At 39.7% G+C, this 18239-nt stretch carries 14 protein-coding genes; 9 read left to right on the top strand and 5 right to left on the bottom strand.

Features of this window, described 5'->3' with window-relative positions; translation table 11 throughout:
- Positions 1–380: 380 nt before the first annotated feature.
- Positions 381–2987 (bottom strand): aminopeptidase N, encoded by a 2607-nt coding sequence (gene pepN / locus MJX77_RS12560; RefSeq protein ID WP_252059241.1) that lies wholly within the window; start codon positions 2985–2987, stop codon positions 381–383.
- Between the two features lie 319 nt (positions 2988–3306).
- Between pepN and MJX77_RS12555 the strand changes: the two genes are divergently transcribed.
- From MJX77_RS12555 to thiM, 3 genes are all read left to right on the top strand, one after another.
- Positions 3307–3564: a hypothetical protein gene (locus MJX77_RS12555; protein WP_252059240.1), complete on the top strand. Its 258-nt coding sequence runs from the start codon at positions 3307–3309 to the stop codon at positions 3562–3564.
- A 152-nt stretch (positions 3565–3716) separates the two neighbouring features.
- Positions 3717–4874 (top strand): hypothetical protein, encoded by a 1158-nt coding sequence (locus MJX77_RS12550; RefSeq protein ID WP_216070145.1) that lies wholly within the window; start codon positions 3717–3719, stop codon positions 4872–4874.
- 34 nt (positions 4875–4908) lie between these two features.
- On the top strand, positions 4909–5736 hold the full coding sequence (gene thiM, locus MJX77_RS12545; protein WP_252059239.1) for a hydroxyethylthiazole kinase: 828 nt from the start codon (positions 4909–4911) through the stop codon (positions 5734–5736).
- Positions 5737–5765: 29 nt separating this feature from the next.
- Here the strand turns inward: thiM and MJX77_RS12540 are convergent, their stop codons facing one another.
- The 3 genes from MJX77_RS12540 to MJX77_RS12530 all read right to left on the bottom strand — a co-directional run bounded on the left by MJX77_RS12540 (position 5766) and on the right by MJX77_RS12530 (position 8814).
- Positions 5766–6617 (bottom strand): AraC family transcriptional regulator, encoded by an 852-nt coding sequence (locus MJX77_RS12540; protein WP_252061333.1) that lies wholly within the window; start codon positions 6615–6617, stop codon positions 5766–5768.
- Between the two features lie 81 nt (positions 6618–6698).
- Positions 6699–7058 carry a 5-carboxymethyl-2-hydroxymuconate Delta-isomerase gene (locus tag MJX77_RS12535; protein ID WP_005306564.1) on the bottom strand — a complete coding sequence of 120 codons (360 nt, stop codon included), beginning with the start codon at positions 7056–7058 and terminating at the stop codon, positions 6699–6701.
- Positions 7059–7101: 43 nt separating this feature from the next.
- Positions 7102–8814 carry a DEAD/DEAH box helicase gene (locus tag MJX77_RS12530; RefSeq protein ID WP_252059238.1) on the bottom strand — a complete coding sequence of 571 codons (1713 nt, stop codon included), beginning with the start codon at positions 8812–8814 and terminating at the stop codon, positions 7102–7104.
- Positions 8815–9044: 230 nt separating this feature from the next.
- Here MJX77_RS12530 and mdh point away from each other — a divergent pair, with 230 nt between their 5' ends.
- Positions 9045–10217 carry an iron-dependent methanol dehydrogenase gene (gene mdh, locus MJX77_RS12525; RefSeq protein ID WP_013197388.1) on the top strand — a complete coding sequence of 391 codons (1173 nt, stop codon included), beginning with the start codon at positions 9045–9047 and terminating at the stop codon, positions 10215–10217.
- A 195-nt stretch (positions 10218–10412) separates the two neighbouring features.
- Entirely contained in the window at positions 10413–11381 is a 969-nt protein-coding gene (locus MJX77_RS12520) for an alpha/beta hydrolase (RefSeq protein WP_252059237.1), read from the top strand.
- Here the strand turns inward: MJX77_RS12520 and MJX77_RS12515 are convergent.
- Positions 11378–12568: a helix-turn-helix domain-containing protein gene (locus MJX77_RS12515; protein WP_252059236.1), complete on the bottom strand. Its 1191-nt coding sequence runs from the start codon at positions 12566–12568 to the stop codon at positions 11378–11380. The genes MJX77_RS12520 and MJX77_RS12515 overlap by 4 nt on opposite strands.
- Positions 12569–12710: 142 nt before the next feature.
- Here MJX77_RS12515 and exaC point away from each other — a divergent pair, with 142 nt between their 5' ends.
- From exaC to eutC, 4 genes are all read left to right on the top strand, one after another.
- The gene (exaC, locus tag MJX77_RS12510; protein ID WP_004791594.1) at positions 12711–14222 is read left to right on the top strand and encodes an acetaldehyde dehydrogenase ExaC; all 1512 of its coding nucleotides are present in this window, start codon (positions 12711–12713) and stop codon (positions 14220–14222) included.
- Between the two features lie 220 nt (positions 14223–14442).
- Positions 14443–15879 carry an ethanolamine permease gene (gene eat / locus MJX77_RS12505; protein ID WP_252059235.1) on the top strand — a complete coding sequence of 479 codons (1437 nt, stop codon included), beginning with the start codon at positions 14443–14445 and terminating at the stop codon, positions 15877–15879.
- A gap of 14 nt (positions 15880–15893) precedes the next feature.
- Positions 15894–17279 (top strand): ethanolamine ammonia-lyase subunit EutB, encoded by a 1386-nt coding sequence (locus tag MJX77_RS12500; protein ID WP_252059234.1) that lies wholly within the window; start codon positions 15894–15896, stop codon positions 17277–17279.
- A gap of 10 nt (positions 17280–17289) precedes the next feature.
- Complete coding sequence (gene eutC, locus MJX77_RS12495; protein ID WP_252059233.1) at positions 17290–18105, top strand: ethanolamine ammonia-lyase subunit EutC; 816 nt, start codon at positions 17290–17292, stop codon at positions 18103–18105.
- Positions 18106–18239: the final 134 nt, after the last annotated feature.

The raw sequence follows: 18239 nt of genomic DNA, 5'->3' as shown, positions 1-18239 counted from the left end.
TTTAGTAATTTTTTAAAAACTTAACTTATTGATTTAAAGCAACTTAACAAATACGTTATAAAATTTATTTAAAAAATTTTAAATAAATATGTCAATAAATGTAGCTAGTTTTGTAAGTAGTCAAGGTTACTTACAGACTTAATAATTTTATTTCTTATATTATTATTCTATCTAAATTTTAATTTCACATATTCCATTTAAAGAAATATTTAAAATAAACCATTAAATATTACAATTTAAACAAAAAGAAAATTGATGAGTAGAGGAACAACAGTTCACCCCCGATAAAATAATTTTCTTTCTTTTAAACTTCAATTTTTGATAAAGAAATATAAAAAAAGGCCTCTTACGAGACCTTTATTTTATGGTTCTAAATCTAATTAAACGCTTAACATACTATTTAAAGTTTCAGAAACGTTTTTCGATTTAACTTTAGGCTGCAATGCTTGTAAAGCCTGTTGCACTTGAGTACGTTGCGGTTCAGCAAGTGTGTACCAACGCGACAATACCTGTAACAGACGTGAACCTAAAATCGGGTTCTTCTCATCAAGATATTGTGCAAGGTTAATAAAGTGAGCTACACCAAAACCCCAAGTATTTTCAGGGTTATTTGACAACCCTCCACTCACCGCACGAATACGGTTTGGAGTCGTTAAATCATAGTCAGGATGTTGAGTTAGGTACTCGATTGTTTCTGCTGTCGCATTTGGGTTTGCTGCCTGAATCATAAACCATTGATCTAAAGACAAGGCTTCATCTTTAAAGCGGTCATAGAAATCAGCAAGTGCATCTTGAGCTTGAGGTGCATTTTGCCAAACCAATACACGTAATGCCCCTAAGCGTTCAGACATATTACCTGTGTTTTGATATTGCACGTGTGCAAGTTCAAATGCAGTTTGATCGCCCTGACGAGCCATCATCATCAACATAATATTCTTTAACGCACGCACACCCATTGCCAAAGAAAACTCTTTTTGCAAGTCTGGGTCAAGCGTAAGGTAAGTATCTTTCCAGAATGAACCCAACTCTTGTGCCAAACGATTGAGTAAGGCTTCACGTTTTACATGAATATCAGCTGGTGCATAGTTCTGATCGATACGGCTACCTAAGTAACCTTCACTTGGCACATCAAATAAACGCGATGCTAAAAGCGGGTCACGACCAACTAGCTCAGGTAAAGTGCTTTGAATAGCTTGAATGTACGCATCGGCAGAATGGTCTTCTAGCAAAATACGTTCAAGCAAGGTTTGGGTTGCTTGCCACTGGTTAAAGCCATTCGTTTCATGCTGAATTAAGAATGCTAATTCTTCATCGGTATAATCAAATACAAGATTTACAGGAGCTGAGAAATTACGAAGTAGCGACACCACTGGTTGCTCAGTAACGCCAGTAAATTCAATGCTTGCCTCAGCTTGGTCAAACAAGTACACGCCATCTTTAACATCGTTTACAAATAGGCTGTCACTGTGCAATGTGTATTGCTCACCTGTTTTAGCATTAAAGAGTGCTAAAGCTACAGGAATTGGAACAGCTTTTAAATTTGGGTATTTAGGATGTGCTTTTAGGCTTTGTTTAAAGCTTAAACGGTAAGTTTGTGCTGCTGCATCATATTCACCTTTTGCTTCAAGCTTTGGTGTACCTGGTTGGTTATACCAAGTTAAGAATGCAGATAAATCTACGCCAGAGCCCGCTGTTAAAGCAGCAACCCAATCTTCTACAGTTACAGCCTGCCCATCATGACGGCGGAAATATTCGTCGGTTCCTTGACGGTATTTTTCTTTGCCCAGTAAGGTCGACATCATACGGTTAATTTCCGCACCTTTTTCATAAACAGTTGCCGTATAGAAGTTATTAATTTCTACGAAGTGGTCTGGACGTGGCGGATGCGACAATGGACCTGCATCTTCAGGGAACTGATGAGATTTAAGTACAGCGACATCATCAATACGTTGAACTGCAGCAGACTGTAAATCTTCAGAGAAAGATTGATCACGGAATACCGTTAAACCTTCTTTTAAGCAAAGTTGGAACCAGTCACGGCAAGTAATACGGTTACCTGTCCAGTTATGGAAATATTCATGGGCAATCACAGACTGTACACGCATAATCGCTGCGTCAGTTGTGTACTCTTCATCGGCAAGTACACATGACGTGTTAAAGATATTTAAACCTTTATTTTCCATTGCGCCCATGTTGAATTGGCTTACCGCAACAATCATATAGTTGTCGAGGTCATAAGCACGGCCATAGTGTTCTTCATCCCAACGCATTGAGTGCTTTAATGCTTCCATCGCAATATGACATTTTGGAATGTCTTTCTCAATTGCATAGATTTCTAAAGCAACATCGCGCCCTTCAGAGGTCGTATAACGATCTTTAAGTACAGCTAAATCACCAATGACACAAGCAAACAAATAGCTTGGTTTTTTAGTCGGGTCTTGCCAGATGGCAAAGTGACGGTTTTCGCCAACTTCACCTGTTTCTAGCAAATTACCATTGGCAAGTAATACTGGATATTTTTTGTCTGCTTCTACACGTGTAGTAAAGACTGAAAGTACGTCTGGACGGTCTGGATAGAACGTAATTTTGCGGAAACCTTCAGGTTCGTTTTGGGTTACAAACAACTCATCGGCTTTATATAAACCTTCTAATTGAGTATTGGTTTCAGGATGAATAATGACTTGTGTTTGTAAAATGACTTCAGCTGGTGCGTTAGTGATCACCAATTGCTCACTATCGAGTGAATATTGTGCAGAAGTCAGAATTTGTCCATTTAACTGAACAGATTGCAACTCAAGATCACGACCAAGCAAAACCAGATCGCCCTCAGTTTGGCGCTTCATCACCAACGTTGAATCAACAATCGTTTTATCGTCATATACTTGAATATCAAGATTAATTGATTCAACTAAAAACGCAGGTTTTTGATAATCTTTTAAATAAACTGTTTGATCTGCCTGAACTGGAGGCTGCGCCGCAATATTCATCTTTATTCCTTATATACTCGTCTAAAACGGCAGTATGAGTCGCCATGAAATATCATACGCCAAGTCATACATACTGTATTTGCTTACCTTTATAAAATTAATGGGACTTCATTGATACATTTCAAATTAGAATCTGGTTTTATTAGCACAGATTAGACCAAATTTACGATAATCGTTGTTTATATAAGCAATCTATACAATAAAAATAAAACACCTTTAGCTTTTAACATTTTTTAGAGTCAGCTTACATTTTGGGCATGGTTTTTGCCTATTTAAATAGACCAATATGGGTATTTCAATAAGAGCAAGAGGTGTCAATATGGAATTAAAAGCACATTTTCATCGTTTAGAAAATATTAAAGCGATTCATGATTTACACGCAGCAGGACTCGATCACCATGTGATTGCAGTGTTCTTAACTGCGGAAGGTATTTCTATGACGGCTCAGGAGGTTAGCTCCATTGTGAATACTTACGATGCACTAGGCAAAGTAAAACTACCAAGTAAAAAAGTACAGGCACTTATTAATGCCAAAAAACTTGGACAGAATGATGAGAACTTGCCGTGCCCTGTTTAATCAACAATTTAACTCGAGATAAAGACCTAAAATTCTCACATAGATTTTAGGTCTTTTTATTTTAACAACAAACGGAACTCGCAATCTCAGCCATATACAGTACGGCTGTGTATAATAGCCCCCATCATTTTTTATTTTATGTTCGGAGCAAAATGGCCTTACAAATTCTACAGAAACAACTGGATGAAAGTAGCCATTGTCCTCTCTGCCAAGCGTCAATGTACTGGGTAGATGCCGAGCAATTTGAACAAGACATTCAATTTCATGAATGTAGTCATTGTCAGCACCGCATATTTAAAGATGAAAAAATGACTTGTCATTGTGAGACATGCACAAAACAACGGAAAAAGCTTTTACAGCAAACACGCTTACAAGAACAACGCCAATTTAAATCAAAAGAACAACCACAACGCAGTCTGGAACAGCTCAGTTTTTTGCATAAGCTTTTCTTGCTGAGTCTTTTAGATGAATATGCGCGTGAAGAAATCACTCATGATGAATATATTCATTGGGACAAAATTAAATATCATCACATCACTCCTAACTGGATGTTTCAGAGCTATTTAATTAAACAGTTGCATAAAGATGGCATTTTGAATGCAAATGATCAAACTGAAGATCCACAGTGTTTTTATTTAAATATTCGTCTAGATGGCTACAGCGATCCAAGTTTATTTAGTGTGGCTCAACAACTACGTAATTGGTTTTATGAAAATTTAAGTTTCGGCGTTCCCTTTCGTAGTGCCGATGAAGTTAAAGACGTACTTTTTCAGGTGCTCTATCAAGAAATTATCCAGTTCATGCAATTTTATTGTCGAACTTGGGGCATCCAGATTGCTGGGAATTCAAATTTCCAAAGCTTTTGCTATCGCTTAATGGAATCATTGGCGATTGGACAGATCTATTATCTGATTCAGACAGCACTCGAATATCTTTATAAACAAAAAGCATTGCAACCTCGCAATGAGAAATTTATTAACACCAATTTGTTAAAGAAAACATTAGAGCAATATCGTGAGAGAGCCTTAACTGAAAAGTGGGAAACCTCTATGCTGCCTCGTCCGCACAACATTCCTTATAGTAAAATGAGTTATATTTTGCTTAACCGTTTCTTAGGTTATGACGAACAGATATTTGTACAACCTGTATGGAAAGCATGGCGCAAAATTGAACCACGTTTAAATTTTTATTCTGTCAAACGTTGTATGCATTGTGGTTCAAATGATTTAACCGTTGATTATGATGCGGCAGATTATGTTTCTTTGATTTGCCAAAAATGTAAGCATCAAGATCACTATTTTACCCACTAAATCTATATCACTTTAGCTTACTAGGGATAATAATATGACATCGACATCTAGTTTGATTGAACAGGTCATTGAAGCTTGGCAAAGCATGCAGGCAAAAACACCTCTTGTGCAATGTATTACCAATAGCGTTGCGGCTAACTATACAGCCAATGTGTTACTCGCTTCTGGTGCTTCACCTGCGATGATTGATAATCCTTATGAAGCAGAAAGTTTTACCAAAATTTCATCGGCTTTAAGCATTAATTTAGGCACCCCGACTTCAGAGCAAATGCAGGCCATGCAAATCTCTGCAAAAACAGCACAGCTTAATAACATTGCATGGGTACTTGATCCGGTGGGCTATGGGCCAGTTTTAGCTTGGCGCAGTCAAATGACAGATGAGCTTTTACAGTTTAAGCCGAGTGTTATTCGTGGTAATGCTTCAGAAATCAGTACGCTTGCAGGTAATCAAGTTCAATCTAAAGGTGTTGATAGTACTCTAAGTAGTGATGATGCCTATCGACAAGCTTACGCGCTATTAGTACATACCGACTGTATCGCAATTTCAGGTGAGTCAGATTACATTTTATCTAAAGAACTCGATGTCGTTATCCAAGTTAACGGTGGCAGTCCCTTACAACCCAAAATTACAGCAACTGGTTGTGCTTTAGGTGCATTAATCGCTGCATATAGTGCGGTAACGACTCCAACTATTGCAGCACTTTCAGCCCATGTGCATTTTGCAATTGCGGGTAAACTTGCTGCCAATCAGGCACAAACCATGGGAAGTTTTAGTACCATTTTTATGGACTACATCCATATGTTAGATGCCAATCTGATTGAGCAATATGCAAATATAAAGCTATTAGGTTTAAAGGCATAATCGCAAGTTATGCCTTTACCCCACTACTCTTATTTTAAAAGTAAGTAGATATCTGTAATAAGGTCACACTCTTTCACATCATGCACAAAGTTATGATAGTGAAAGAAAACTGGATATTCCCCTGCTTCTTCGGTTTGCTCAGGTAACCAGTTTCTAAAGATATAATAAACACTATCTTTAATCTGGTCGTGGCTACCCAAATGTCTTACGGTCGCATAACGACCCGCAGGAATTTCACCTGTTTGTACGCCGTAACTATTTTCGGGTACAGCCTTTTCAATTGAACCAGCAATATCAAATCGAAACTCGTCAGACGGAGTCTGGTCAGGGTCAGCAAACGGAATACCGTAAGTTCTAGACTTGGTCACAGGCGACAAACCTGTTTCCTTGCGCCAAGCAATAAAACGTGCAGCGGTTTCAAAGACTTTATCTGGACTGCCTAAATGAGACAGATAGGCAATCTTTTCAGCAGGACGTTCAACAATATTTACATTCATTTTTAGCTCACTTTGTGGAAGTGTAAAAACAAACTTCTGGTGCCAAGATTCCCAGTCCGGTTTATCTCTAAAAGCCCGAGGAGTTTGATCAAATGAACGCTTAAATGCACGAGTAAATGCCTCGGGACTATCAAACCCTGCTTGTAATGCAATCTCAATAATCTTGAGATCAGGTTCAAAAGCCAATTGAAAAGAGGCCCGCTTTAAACGAGAAAGTTGAATAAACTTCATCACATTTAGGCCAATATGAATGGCAAAAATACGATGAAAATGAAACTTAGATAAGGCCGCAATCTGGCTCAATCGGTCAACATCTAAATCTTCATCTAAATGTCTTTGAATATAATCGCAAACCAGTTGCAGCTTTTGTATATATACAGCCATACATTCATGTCTGTTCATTCGATAGCACTACTTTTACATAGTGCTGATCTCTATTCTTGATCGAAATTGCGCTTTTTAGTGTTATACAACTTGCTTGAAATAATCTTCTCTTGGCATATCGACAAGCTCAACGCACAATTGAATTTCTTTATTAAACTCTTGTTGTAGATAATTTTTATTGCTGAGCGCCGTTAATAGCTGGTCACCCATTAACTGTTTTTGTTCGTCAGTTCTTCCAGACAAAATATAAACTTTTACATGAATATAAGCTTGATCAGCCCCTAAGCCGATGAGGAAAACCTCGTCTTTACGCGCACGGCTTTTAATGTCTTCTGGACTAAATAGCTCTGTCTCAATCAGTGTGGTATTAATTTCTTCAAGTAATTGTTTTGCGTTTAATCCAGTTAAGTTTTCTGAATAATCAACTACAACGTGCGGCATAGCCACCTCAATTTATGTAATAAGTAATTAAGCTAATTAAACTTTACTCAATAAATAATAAAGCTAATCGAACCTGATCATATCCCATTCGAGGACTGGTTGCTTCAACAATTGGTCTTAGTTTGATCGAACCATCATCAGAAAAATGATCTGGATTTTGACGTTTTTTCAGCTTCTTATAAATTTTACGAATTTCTTCGACTACTTCTTCACCCGGATGGGCAACCGAAATATCCAGCTTTTGTTCTTTATGAAGTCGAGCCAAATGATTAATGATGGTTGCTGGTGTCAGACCACGCTCATGCGCGATGTCTTCAATTTCATAGCCTTCTTCAAACAACGCACGGGTCTCGTCTAGCGTTGCCGTAGCGTAATTTTGCTTTCCACCTTTTGCGAGTTTTTTCTCATTACGAGAAATCTCAGTTTCATTTAAGGTGCCGCCACAGTGACGAATAAAGGCTTTATGCTGAGCAGTTAAATCTACATCTGCAAAGTTGTCTTCAGCTTCTTTAGAAAGCTCTTGGAAACGACGATCAGCTTTTACAGCTAAGCTATCTAACTCTAAAGCTTGCTCGTTAATCCCTAATAACTTAAGACCGGTTAAAGATTTTAAACGCGACAATGCTACATAACCCTGACCTTTTTCGAAGGTATTCGTGAGGTTAATTTCAGCAGCTTCTAAAGTCATGCCTTGGCTTTTATGAATGGTAATTGCCCACGCTAAACGAAGTGGAATTTGCTGAAAACTTGCAATCACTTTACCCGCTTCGTTTTCAACTGACCATGTTTCAGGAGCAACCAGCAAAGTCGTACCATCGGTTAGTTTTACTTTCGGCAATAAACCATTTTCGTCATCTTCTTCAAAGCCAATAACTTCGCCCAAACTCCCGTTGATATAACCCATATCAAAGTTGTTTTTTACAAACATGACTTTTGCATGTTTCTTCAAGGTGAGTTCTTCTGGGGCGCGTACCGAAGATTTTAAAGTTTCTAATAACTTTTCATTACCATCTAAAACGGCATTGAATTGATGCCCTTCATTATCAATTTCATTTAAGTGCTGATAATTGATATTGTCGACATCCATATTGTGCGTATAAAGACGAGTAAAGGTCTCACCAATATCTTGTGAGCGTGATTGACGTAATGCGTGTAAATGATCTGCTTGAATATTCTGCGCACGAATGGCATTTAAAATCTGATTTAGAATTTCATCGTCTTGACGGTGTTGTTCCGTTAAATAACATACGCGAAATTTTGCTTCGACCCATGCATCTGACATAAAACAGAACTTGTCACGGTTGGCTTCACTATTACGCCCAACGGGTGGTAACTGGAAGAAATCTCCAGCAACAATGACTTGAATACCGCCAAAAGCTTCATCACTTTCTTTAAAATATTTTAAAACCTGATTGACCAAGTTAAGCTGCTTAGCATGCAGCATCGAGATTTCATCGATAACGAGAACTTGCGCATTTTCAAGGTGTTCCTTGAGATATTTACGCTCTTTCATACGTTTTAGGTCATCGTCAGTTAACTGATCTTTAATACCGATGCCTGCCCATGTATGAATGGTCATGCCGTTCATATGTGTTGCAGCAATACCTGTAGATGCCGTAATTGCAACAGGCACTTTACGTGCTTTTAGGTATTGGATGTACTGATTAAGTGTATAGGTTTTCCCTGCACCAGCCGAACCGGTTAAAAAGACATTTTCACCTGCTTTAAGCAGTTTAAGCGCAGTTTCCTGTTTCATAATCTCATAAGTACATCTTCAACAGCCCATAGCTTAACGACTTTCCTGAAAAAATTAAATGAATGCGCCAGAATTTCTGTAAAACCATTATAAATCAATAACTAATAATAAAATAATATTTGGTAGGTTTTTGGTAGGTAGGAAAATAATCTTCACATCACAATACTAAGCCCATGGTGAGGCTCACCTGTAATAACAAACAATGGATTTATGGAAGAAGGAATCACTCCATGGCTTTTAAAAATATTGCAGATCAAACAAACGGTTTTTATATTCCATGCGTATCACTCTTTGGACCAGGATGTGCCAAAGAAATTGGTACAAAGGCACAAAACCTCGGCGCAAAAAAAGCATTAATTGTGACCGATGAAGGCTTATTTAAATTTGGTGTCGCAGATCTTATCGCAAACTATTTAACTGAAGCAGGCGTTGCGAGCCATATTTTTCCGGGTGCAGAACCTAACCCAACCGATATTAATGTTCATAACGGTGTAAATGCCTATAACGAAAATGGCTGTGACTTTATTGTCTCTCTAGGTGGTGGATCATCTCATGACTGTGCAAAAGGGATTGGTTTAGTCACTGCTGGCGGTGGCCATATTCGTGACTACGAAGGTATTGATAAAAGCAAAGTGCCAATGACACCACTGATTGCAGTGAACACAACTGCTGGTACTGCATCTGAAATGACCCGTTTTTGTATTATTACCAATACAGACACTCATGTAAAAATGGCGATTGTCGACTGGCGTTGTACCCCACTCATTGCCATTGATGACCCGAAACTCATGATCGCAAAACCGGCTGGTTTAACAGCGGCAACAGGTATGGATGCATTAACTCATGCGGTTGAAGCTTATGTTTCTACGGCGGCAAATCCAATTACTGATGCGTGTGCAGAAAAAGCGATTACGATGATCAGCCAGTGGTTACAACCTGCTGTCGCAAATGGTGAAAACATCGAAGCACGTGATGCAATGAGCTATGCACAGTACTTGGCTGGTATGGCATTTAACAACGCATCTTTAGGTTATGTTCATGCAATGGCTCACCAGTTGGGTGGTTTCTACAACCTACCTCACGGCGTGTGTAATGCCATCTTGTTACCACACGTATGCGAATTTAACTTAATTGCTTGCCCAGATCGTTACGCAAAAATCGCTGAGTTAATGGGTATAAAAACTCACGGGTTAACAGTGATGGAAGCTGCCTATGCTGCTATTGATGCCATTCGTAAACTGTCTTCATCAATTGGTATTCCATCTGGTTTAACAGAACTAGGTGTGAAAAATGAAGACCTTGCAGTCATGGCAGATAATGCTCAAAAAGATGCGTGTATGTTGACCAACCCTCGTAAAGCAAACCATGCACAAGTTGTGGAGATTTTTAAAGCAGCACTTTAATACTGATGTAATGGCATATCCCTCTAGTAAGTCAAATCCCTCCGACCGTTGACTTACTTTTTTGGGGAATACTTAGCTCCAGCGGTATTCCCTTTTTTTAGAAACTATATTCCAACCTTCTCTAAACCTGATTGACAATTCGCCCATTTCATTGAAGGATACTCAGCATGTCTTAATTACAATAGCTCGATAAAAATGAATACATCTTCAGCTAATCAAAATTATGTTCCAGATATTTTAGGTACTGGCTACGAACAGCTTACACTCAACTTTCCTAATGATTACGAAGGAAAAGTTGTAGCTACCTTAGTACGTAAAAAGGCCGCTCAATCGACTCAAAAAGCCGTGCTGTATATTCATGGTTTTTTAGATTATTTCTTTCAAACTGAAATGGCTGAGCAATTCAATGCGCATGGTTATGACTTCTATGCCTTGGATTTAAGAAAATATGGCCGTTCAAAGCTGCCTCATCAAATTTTCTATAATGTGCTTGATTTAAATGAATACGATGCTGAAATTACACAAGCATTAGAGATTATTGGCAAAGAACAGCACACACAAGTCTTGCTTGCAGGGCATTCGACTGGCGGTTTGACAGCGACGCTTTATGCTGCCCATAACCCAAACCACCATCTGATTAAAGGACTTTGGGCAAACAGCCCGTTTTACGATTTTAATTTAAGCTTGGTCGAGAAAAAATTTGGTATTCCAGTACTCAGTCGAGTAGGAAAATATCTGCCAAAAGTTAAATTCCCAAGTCAATTAAACAAATGGTACACCGCGAGCCTTCACAAACAGCTCAAGGGCGAATGGGACTTTAATCTGGACTGGAAACCTACCTCTGCCCCTACTGTTCAACTCAGCTTTCTCCATGCGATTCATACAGCACAAAAAGAGATACATCGCGGGGTCAAACTCAATGTTCCTGCACTAATTATGCATTCTCACCAGACTAAAAACCCTAAAAAATGGGGAACAGATGCGACTCAAAGCGATGTAATTTTAGACGTTAAAGACATTGAAAAATTTGGTAAAAAAATCAAAGGCGATGTCTCTGTTGTCTCTATTCACAATGGATTGCATGATTTAGTCCTTTCGGCCCAGCCAGTACGAGAACAAGTCTATCAACAATTATTCCAGTGGCTGGATCAAAAAATCACTTAACTGAGCTTAGGTGAGTCAAGGTATTTCATCAGCAATTGATGCGCGGGATGTTCGCTCGGTACTAACTCCATAAGACGTTCTACCGCATCGATTGCTTCAGGGAAATGAGCTAAATGCTTAAGTAATAAATCCGTTTCTTGCGTTTTAAAAATTGCATCGCTCAAACGCGATTCAAGGCAGTCACGCCATGCGCTCAAAAACGGACTTTCCGTTTTTGCCAGAAACACACCTGTGTAAAGCTGCAAAGCTGAGGCCGCATATCCTGCATCCAGTGCTTGTTCCGCTTGTAAAAAATCGGCTTCAACATGTACCAGCAAACGATATGGGCGTGAACCAAGTAAACCGCCCAAAATATCTCGTAGTTGAGACATTTCAGCTTTAAGCGTACCCATACTGACTTTACGTTCGCCATAAAGCGCCTGATAAAGATGCTCTAAAGTTAAACCATGTGGACATAACGCCAATATGGTTAAAATTTCAATTTGACGCGGTGTTAATAATAAACTTTTGCCATTAAATTTAACTTGTGGCGTCGAAAATGCACGAATATGTAATTGCTGGCGTTGCTGCTCTAGCAAAGCAGACTGAATAATGGATGCACAACGTTCAGCAGCCAATATTCCTAAACTATTATGGTTCTTCCACGTGGTTGATAAATCAACGACACCGAGGGTTTGTTTTGAGTATGGATCGATAATCGGTGCGGCATAGCAGACCCACTCGTGGATCGATTCCATGTAATGTTCATTTGAAAAAACACAGCTTGATTGTTGAGTTTTTAAAGATAAAGCTAACGCATTTGTACCCACAAATTCTTCACGCCACTGACCACCCTGCACAAAATGTACACGTTCAGCAGCACTTTGCATTTGAGGACTTGGGGCAGTCCAGATAATGGTACTGCCGATATCACCGACAGCAATCACCATTGAAGATTGCTCTGCAATATGACGTAAATCGTCAGCACACTGACTTAAAGCCATATCTAAAGCATTTTGTGAAGCAGATTTTTTTTCGACTAAAGGAGCCGCAAAACGCTCTTTAGGAATCGCAGCAGAAGCTGACCGTTCCCATGAGCTTGCAATACTTTGGCCGAGTTTGGCAGCATTCTGAGGAGAGAGACTATTTTGCGTGCGCAGTTGATCAATCAACGTCCGTTGCTGCAATAAATCCTTTTTTGTGAACATTTGTAAATTCCTTATATATCCACATTTCTATTCCAACCTTTCTCCAACCTTCTTCTTTATATCCTAATTATACAAAGTACGAAAGTACCTACTGACAGGGTTCTTGTTAGTCTTTAGTCCTAAAAAGCAAAGGAATATTTATATGCGCTATATCGATCCAAATCAACCAGGCTCAAAAGTTCAATTTAAATCACAATACGAAAATTTTATTGGCGGTGAATGGGTAGCACCTGTAAAGGGTGCGTATTTTGACAATGTATCTCCTGTTGACGGAAAAGCTTTTACACGTATTCCACGCTCTAGTGCCGAAGATATTGAACTCGCTCTAGATGCAGCGCACAAAGCGAAAGCAACATGGAATAAAGCATCACCAACAGTACGCTCGAACATCCTTTTAAAAATTGCTGATCGTTTAGAAGCAAATCTTGAAATGCTTGCTGTTGCAGAAACTTGGGATAACGGTAAAGCAGTCCGTGAAACTTTAGCAGCTGACCTTCCGCTTGCGATTGACCATTTCCGTTATTTCGCTGGATGTATTCGTGCTCAAGAAGGTGGCATCTCTGAAATTGACGAAGATACCATTGCCTATCATTTCCACGAACCACTCGGTGTCGTTGGTCAAATCATTCCATGGAACTTCCCGATTTTGATGGCAGCATGGAAACTTGCACCTGCTTTAGCAGCTGGTAACTGTGTTGTGATTAAGCCAGCTGAGCAAACACCAGTGGGTATTTTGTTGGTGGCGGAACTCATCCAAGATATTTTACCGCCGGGTGTCCTTAATATTGTCAATGGTTTCGGTTCAGAAGTCGGCCGTCCTTTAGCGACAAACCCACGTATTGCAAAAATCGCATTCACAGGTTCAACTCAAACTGGACAAATGGTGATGCAATATGCGACTGAAAATATTATTCCAGTTACCTTAGAACTTGGCGGTAAGTCACCGAACCTTTTCTTTGAAGATATCATGGATAAAGAAGATGACTTCTTAGAAAAAACGCTTGAAGGTTTTGCTATGTTTGCCTTAAACCAAGGTGAAGTATGTACCTGTCCTTCTCGTGCTTTAGTACAAGAAAGCATTGCTGATCAGTTCTTGGAAATGGCAGTCGAGCGTGTAAAACGTATTAAAACTGGTCATCCACTTGATACTGAAACGATGATTGGCGCACAAGCATCTCTACAACAACAAGAGAAAATCTTACGTTGTATTAATACTGGTCGTGAAGAAGGAGCAGAACTCTTACTTGGCGGTAGCGGCCGTAAAGAAGTAGGCGATGGTTACTATGTTGATCCGACTATTTTTAAAGGTCACAACGGCATGCAAGTTTTCCAAGAAGAAATTTTTGGACCTGTACTTGCTGTGACAACGTTCAAAGACTTTGACGATGCAATTAAAATTGCCAATGACACCATGTATGGTTTAGGTGCAGGTGTATGGTCACGTTCAGCTCACATTTCTTATCGTGCAGGTCGTGCTATTGAAGCGGGCCGTGTCTGGACAAACTGCTATAACATCTACCCGGCACATGCTGCATTTGGTGGTTACAAGAAGTCTGGTATTGGCCGTGAAAATCACAAGATGATGCTAGATCATTATCAACAAACTAAAAACTTGTTGGTGAGTTATTCAACTAAACCAATGGGCTTCTTCTAAGTTTCGCACCAAGTTGATACCAAACTATCAACACTAGAAAGAAGTAAGATGATTAATTATATAAGAAGCCAGTAATTTAGATTGCTGGCTTCTTTATTTACGATTGTTAAGCTTGAATTTTTATCTTTTAGAATAAAAAAGCTCCATCTACTCTCTGAAGTGCTTCATTTAGGCATTGCTTTTGCATTGATTCATACAAACCCACTCGCAGGAGTATTGTATGAATCAACCAGAAACAGCTTCCGTCATTTCTTCAAGTGCAGAAGTCTCATCTGCAGAATATTTTGCTCAGCGTCAACTCAAACAAGGTACGGTTGGTTGGTTACTCCTGATTGGTTTAGGCGTAGCTTATGTGATATCGGGTGATTTTGCTGGCTGGAACTTCGGCATAGCCCAAGGTGGTTGGGGTGGTATGTTTATTGCCACTGCCCTCGCAGCAATCATGTATCTGTGCCTGTGTCTTTCTATGTCAGAAATGTCCACCATGATGCCGACAGCAGGTGGCGGTTATAGTTTTGCACGTGCTGCTTTTGGTCCTTTTGGGGGCTATTTAACAGGAACAGCCATTTTAATTGAATACGCAATTGCCCCTGCTGCGATTGCTGTATTTATTGGTGGTTATTGCGAATCTCTATTTGGTATTAATGGCTGGATGATTTACCTCGCCTGCTACGCCATTTTTATGGGCATACATCTGAAAGGTGCTGGCGAAGCCTTAAAAATTATGTTTGCCATTACGCTTGTCGCAGCTGTTGCTCTAGTTGTGTTTATTGTCGCAATGATTCCACATTTTAATACACAAAATTTGTTGGATATTCCTGTTGGCACAGCAGCTGGCGCAAGTCGGTTTCTACCTCATGGCTATTTAGGCATCTGGGCCGCAGTTCCCTTTGCAATCTGGTTTTTCCTTGCAGTTGAAGGTGTGCCATTAGCCGCCGAAGAAGCAAAAGATCCAGCAAAATCTCTCCCACGTGGTTTAATCGGTGCAATGCTCATCTTAACGGCGTTTGCAATGCTCATTTTATTCTTGGGTGCGGGGGCAGCAGGTGCAAGTACTTTGCAAAACTCAGGTGCTCCCCTTGTCGATGCTCTGGTTAAAGTTTATGGCACCAACACTTGGCTTGCGACTTTTGTTAACTTTGTTGGTTTAGCAGGTCTAATCGCGAGTTTCTTTTCAATTATCTATGCTTATTCCCGTCAAATTTTTGCACTCTCTCGTGCTGGTTACTTACCTACTTCACTCTCTTTAACCAATAAAAATAAAGCCCCTTATCTCGCAATTATTATTCCGGGCATTATTGGGTTCTTGCTTTCACTTACCAAAGAAGGTGATTCACTGATTTTAATCGCGGTTTTTGGTGCAACCATTTCTTATGTATTGATTCTTTTATCCCACATCAAACTACGCCTATCTAAACCCGACATGCCTCGTCCTTATAAAACTCCTGGAGGAATCGTTACTTCAACTATTGCCTTAGTTCTAGCAGTCGCTGCTGTAGTTGCAGGCTTTGTTGTTAATCCGAAAGTTTGGTTTATTGCTGCCGCTATTTATGTCGTATTTATTGCTTACTTTTTACTCTATAGCCGTTATCATTTAGTTAAAGGCACACCTGAAGAAGAGTTTGCAAATATTAAAGCCGCAGAACAAGAACTATAAAAAAGGATGCAACTATGAGTTATCGCAATATTGTCGCCAATCAACAGTATCACTTTGCTGATTTGAAGACCTTGATGGCAAAAGCAACGCCATTACGTTCTGGCGATGAATTAGCAGGTGTAGCGGCCAGAGACGCAACCGAACATGTTGCGGCACAAATGACTTTGGCCGATGTACCGCTTAAAACCTTTTTAAATGAAGTTGTGGTCGATTACGAAACTGATGAAATTACACGACTAATTATTGATGAACATGATCTGGCAGCCTTTACCCCTATTTCACACTTTACAGTAGGTGATTTTCGAAACTGGTTACTTGGAGAAGAAGCCACTGCTCAAAGCTTAAAAGCATTAGCATCGGGTTTAACTCCAGAAATGGTAGCTGCTGTCAGCAAAATTATGCGCAATCAAGATTTGATTTATGTCGCCAGCAAATGTGAAGTGGTCACCCAGTTTCGTAACACGATTGGTTTAAAAGGCCATCTTTCTACCCGCTTACAACCGAACCACCCGACCGATGATGTGCTTGGTATTTCCGCTAGTATTTTAGATGGTTTGATGTATGGCAATGGTGATGCAGTGATTGGCATTAACCCCGCCACAGATAACCTTCATAATTTGTCAGAGCTACTGAAATTACTTGATCATGTCATTCAGGAATATCAGATTCCTACACAATCTTGTGTACTTACCCATATCAGCTCAGGTATTCAACTGGCTGAAAAAAATGTGCCAATTGATTTAATGTTTCAATCAATCGCTGGCACCCAACTGGCTAATGAAGGTTTTGGAATTTCACTCGATTTACTACAAGAAGGATATGAAACCACACTCGCACTTAAACGCGGAACCATTGGACAAAATGTTATGTACTTTGAAACGGGTCAAGGCAGTGCCTTATCCAGCAATGCACATCACGGCGTTGATCAGCAAACATTAGAAACACGTGCTTATGCAGTGGCCCGTAAATACAATCCGCTTTTAGTGAATACAGTCGTTGGCTTTATTGGTCCCGAATATCTTTTTAACGGTAAACAAATTATACGTGCAGGACTAGAAGACCACTTCTGCGGCAAGCTACTCGGAGTACCAATGGGCTGCGACATTTGCTATACCAACCATGCGGATGCCGACCAAAATGATATGGATGTTCTTCTAACTCTATTTGGTGCTGCGGGCATTAACTTTATTATGGGAATTCCGGGTTCAGACGATGTCATGCTCAACTATCAAACGACCTCGTTCCATGATGCCCTCTATTTAAGACAACTTCTCGGTTTAAAACCCGCTCCTGAGTTTTCTGCTTGGCTTGAACAGCAAGGGATTTTTAAACAGCAAAACTCTCAAATCTGTTGGGCAGACCAAATGCCTGACCAATTCTCTCGTCTGCTCATGAACTAGGGAGAACGTCATGAAACTGAACCGTGATATTCAATATCCATCTTCTACTCATCAAGACCAGTGGGAAAAACTTAAACAGTTTACTGATGCTCGTATTGCTCTGGGTCGTGCAGGTTGTAGCATCCCAACACAAGCCTTACTTGAGTTCCAGTTGTCGCATGCGCAAGCAAAAGATGCGGTTTATCAAGACATGGATGTTTCCTATTTATCTGAGCAATTAGCGCAAAGACAGCTGCAAAGTCTTCATGTCCAAAGTAATGCTCCTAATAAGGAAATTTATCTTAAACGTCCTGATTTAGGACGTCAGCTTTCAGATCAATCAAAAGATGTCTTAATTAAGAAATATGCAGATGAGCCTCAACAATACGATGTTTGTATTGTGGTCGGTGATGGACTCTCTGCAAGAGCAATTGAAGCGAATGCTATCCCATTCATTACCGCGCTAAGTGAGCAAGTTCAGCAAGAAAACTGGACTCTTGCGCCCATTACACTGGCAATAGGCAGTCGGGTTGCTTTAGGTGATGAGGTTGCTGAGATCTTTAAGGCACCCATGCTAGTGATGCTCATCGGTGAGCGCCCTGGTTTAAGCTCTCCTGACAGTATGGGAATTTACTACACATGGAATGCATATTCAGGCTGTCTTGATGCCAAACGTAATTGTATTTCTAATGTCCGGTCTGCAGGCTTAAGTATTCCTGTTGCGGTACAACGTTTAATCACATTAATGAAAAAATCAAAACAGCTCGGCTTTTCAGGAGTTAATTTAAAAGATGAACATCAACTTTCAGATATAGGTCTTGAGGGAACTCAAAAGCTATTATTTTAAACAGTAGAATATGTTTAGGGATTTATTGATAAATATATAATCCTTTGCATAACAACAGCATTTTAACGAAAAATATCAATTTTCAGGTATTGACGATTTATACAGATATTTTCTTCTTTATATTTATCGCTATA

The organism is Acinetobacter sp. AHP123 (assembly GCF_023757925.1).
In the GTDB taxonomy this organism is placed as follows: Bacteria; Pseudomonadota; Gammaproteobacteria; order Pseudomonadales; family Moraxellaceae; genus Acinetobacter; species Acinetobacter oleivorans.
The sequence above is the reverse complement of the archived record's forward strand: the minus strand, read 5'-3'. Positions and strand labels throughout refer to the sequence as shown.

Coding starts and splice junctions, on each gene's coding strand:
- pepN (WP_252059241.1), bottom strand. CDS start 2,987: ATGAATATTGCGGCGCAGCCTCCAGTTCAGGCAGATCAAACAGTTTAT.
- MJX77_RS12555 (WP_252059240.1), top strand. CDS start 3,307: ATGGAATTAAAAGCACATTTTCATCGTTTAGAAAATATTAAAGCGATT.
- MJX77_RS12550 (WP_216070145.1), top strand. CDS start 3,717: ATGGCCTTACAAATTCTACAGAAACAACTGGATGAAAGTAGCCATTGT.
- thiM (WP_252059239.1), top strand. CDS start 4,909: ATGACATCGACATCTAGTTTGATTGAACAGGTCATTGAAGCTTGGCAA.
- MJX77_RS12540 (WP_252061333.1), bottom strand. CDS start 6,617: ATGGCTGTATATATACAAAAGCTGCAACTGGTTTGCGATTATATTCAA.
- MJX77_RS12535 (WP_005306564.1), bottom strand. CDS start 7,058: ATGCCGCACGTTGTAGTTGATTATTCAGAAAACTTAACTGGATTAAAC.
- MJX77_RS12530 (WP_252059238.1), bottom strand. CDS start 8,814: ATGAAACAGGAAACTGCGCTTAAACTGCTTAAAGCAGGTGAAAATGTC.
- mdh (WP_013197388.1), top strand. CDS start 9,045: ATGGCTTTTAAAAATATTGCAGATCAAACAAACGGTTTTTATATTCCA.
- MJX77_RS12520 (WP_252059237.1), top strand. CDS start 10,413: ATGAATACATCTTCAGCTAATCAAAATTATGTTCCAGATATTTTAGGT.
- MJX77_RS12515 (WP_252059236.1), bottom strand. CDS start 12,568: ATGTTCACAAAAAAGGATTTATTGCAGCAACGGACGTTGATTGATCAA.
- exaC (WP_004791594.1), top strand. CDS start 12,711: ATGCGCTATATCGATCCAAATCAACCAGGCTCAAAAGTTCAATTTAAA.
- eat (WP_252059235.1), top strand. CDS start 14,443: ATGAATCAACCAGAAACAGCTTCCGTCATTTCTTCAAGTGCAGAAGTC.
- MJX77_RS12500 (WP_252059234.1), top strand. CDS start 15,894: ATGAGTTATCGCAATATTGTCGCCAATCAACAGTATCACTTTGCTGAT.
- eutC (WP_252059233.1), top strand. CDS start 17,290: ATGAAACTGAACCGTGATATTCAATATCCATCTTCTACTCATCAAGAC.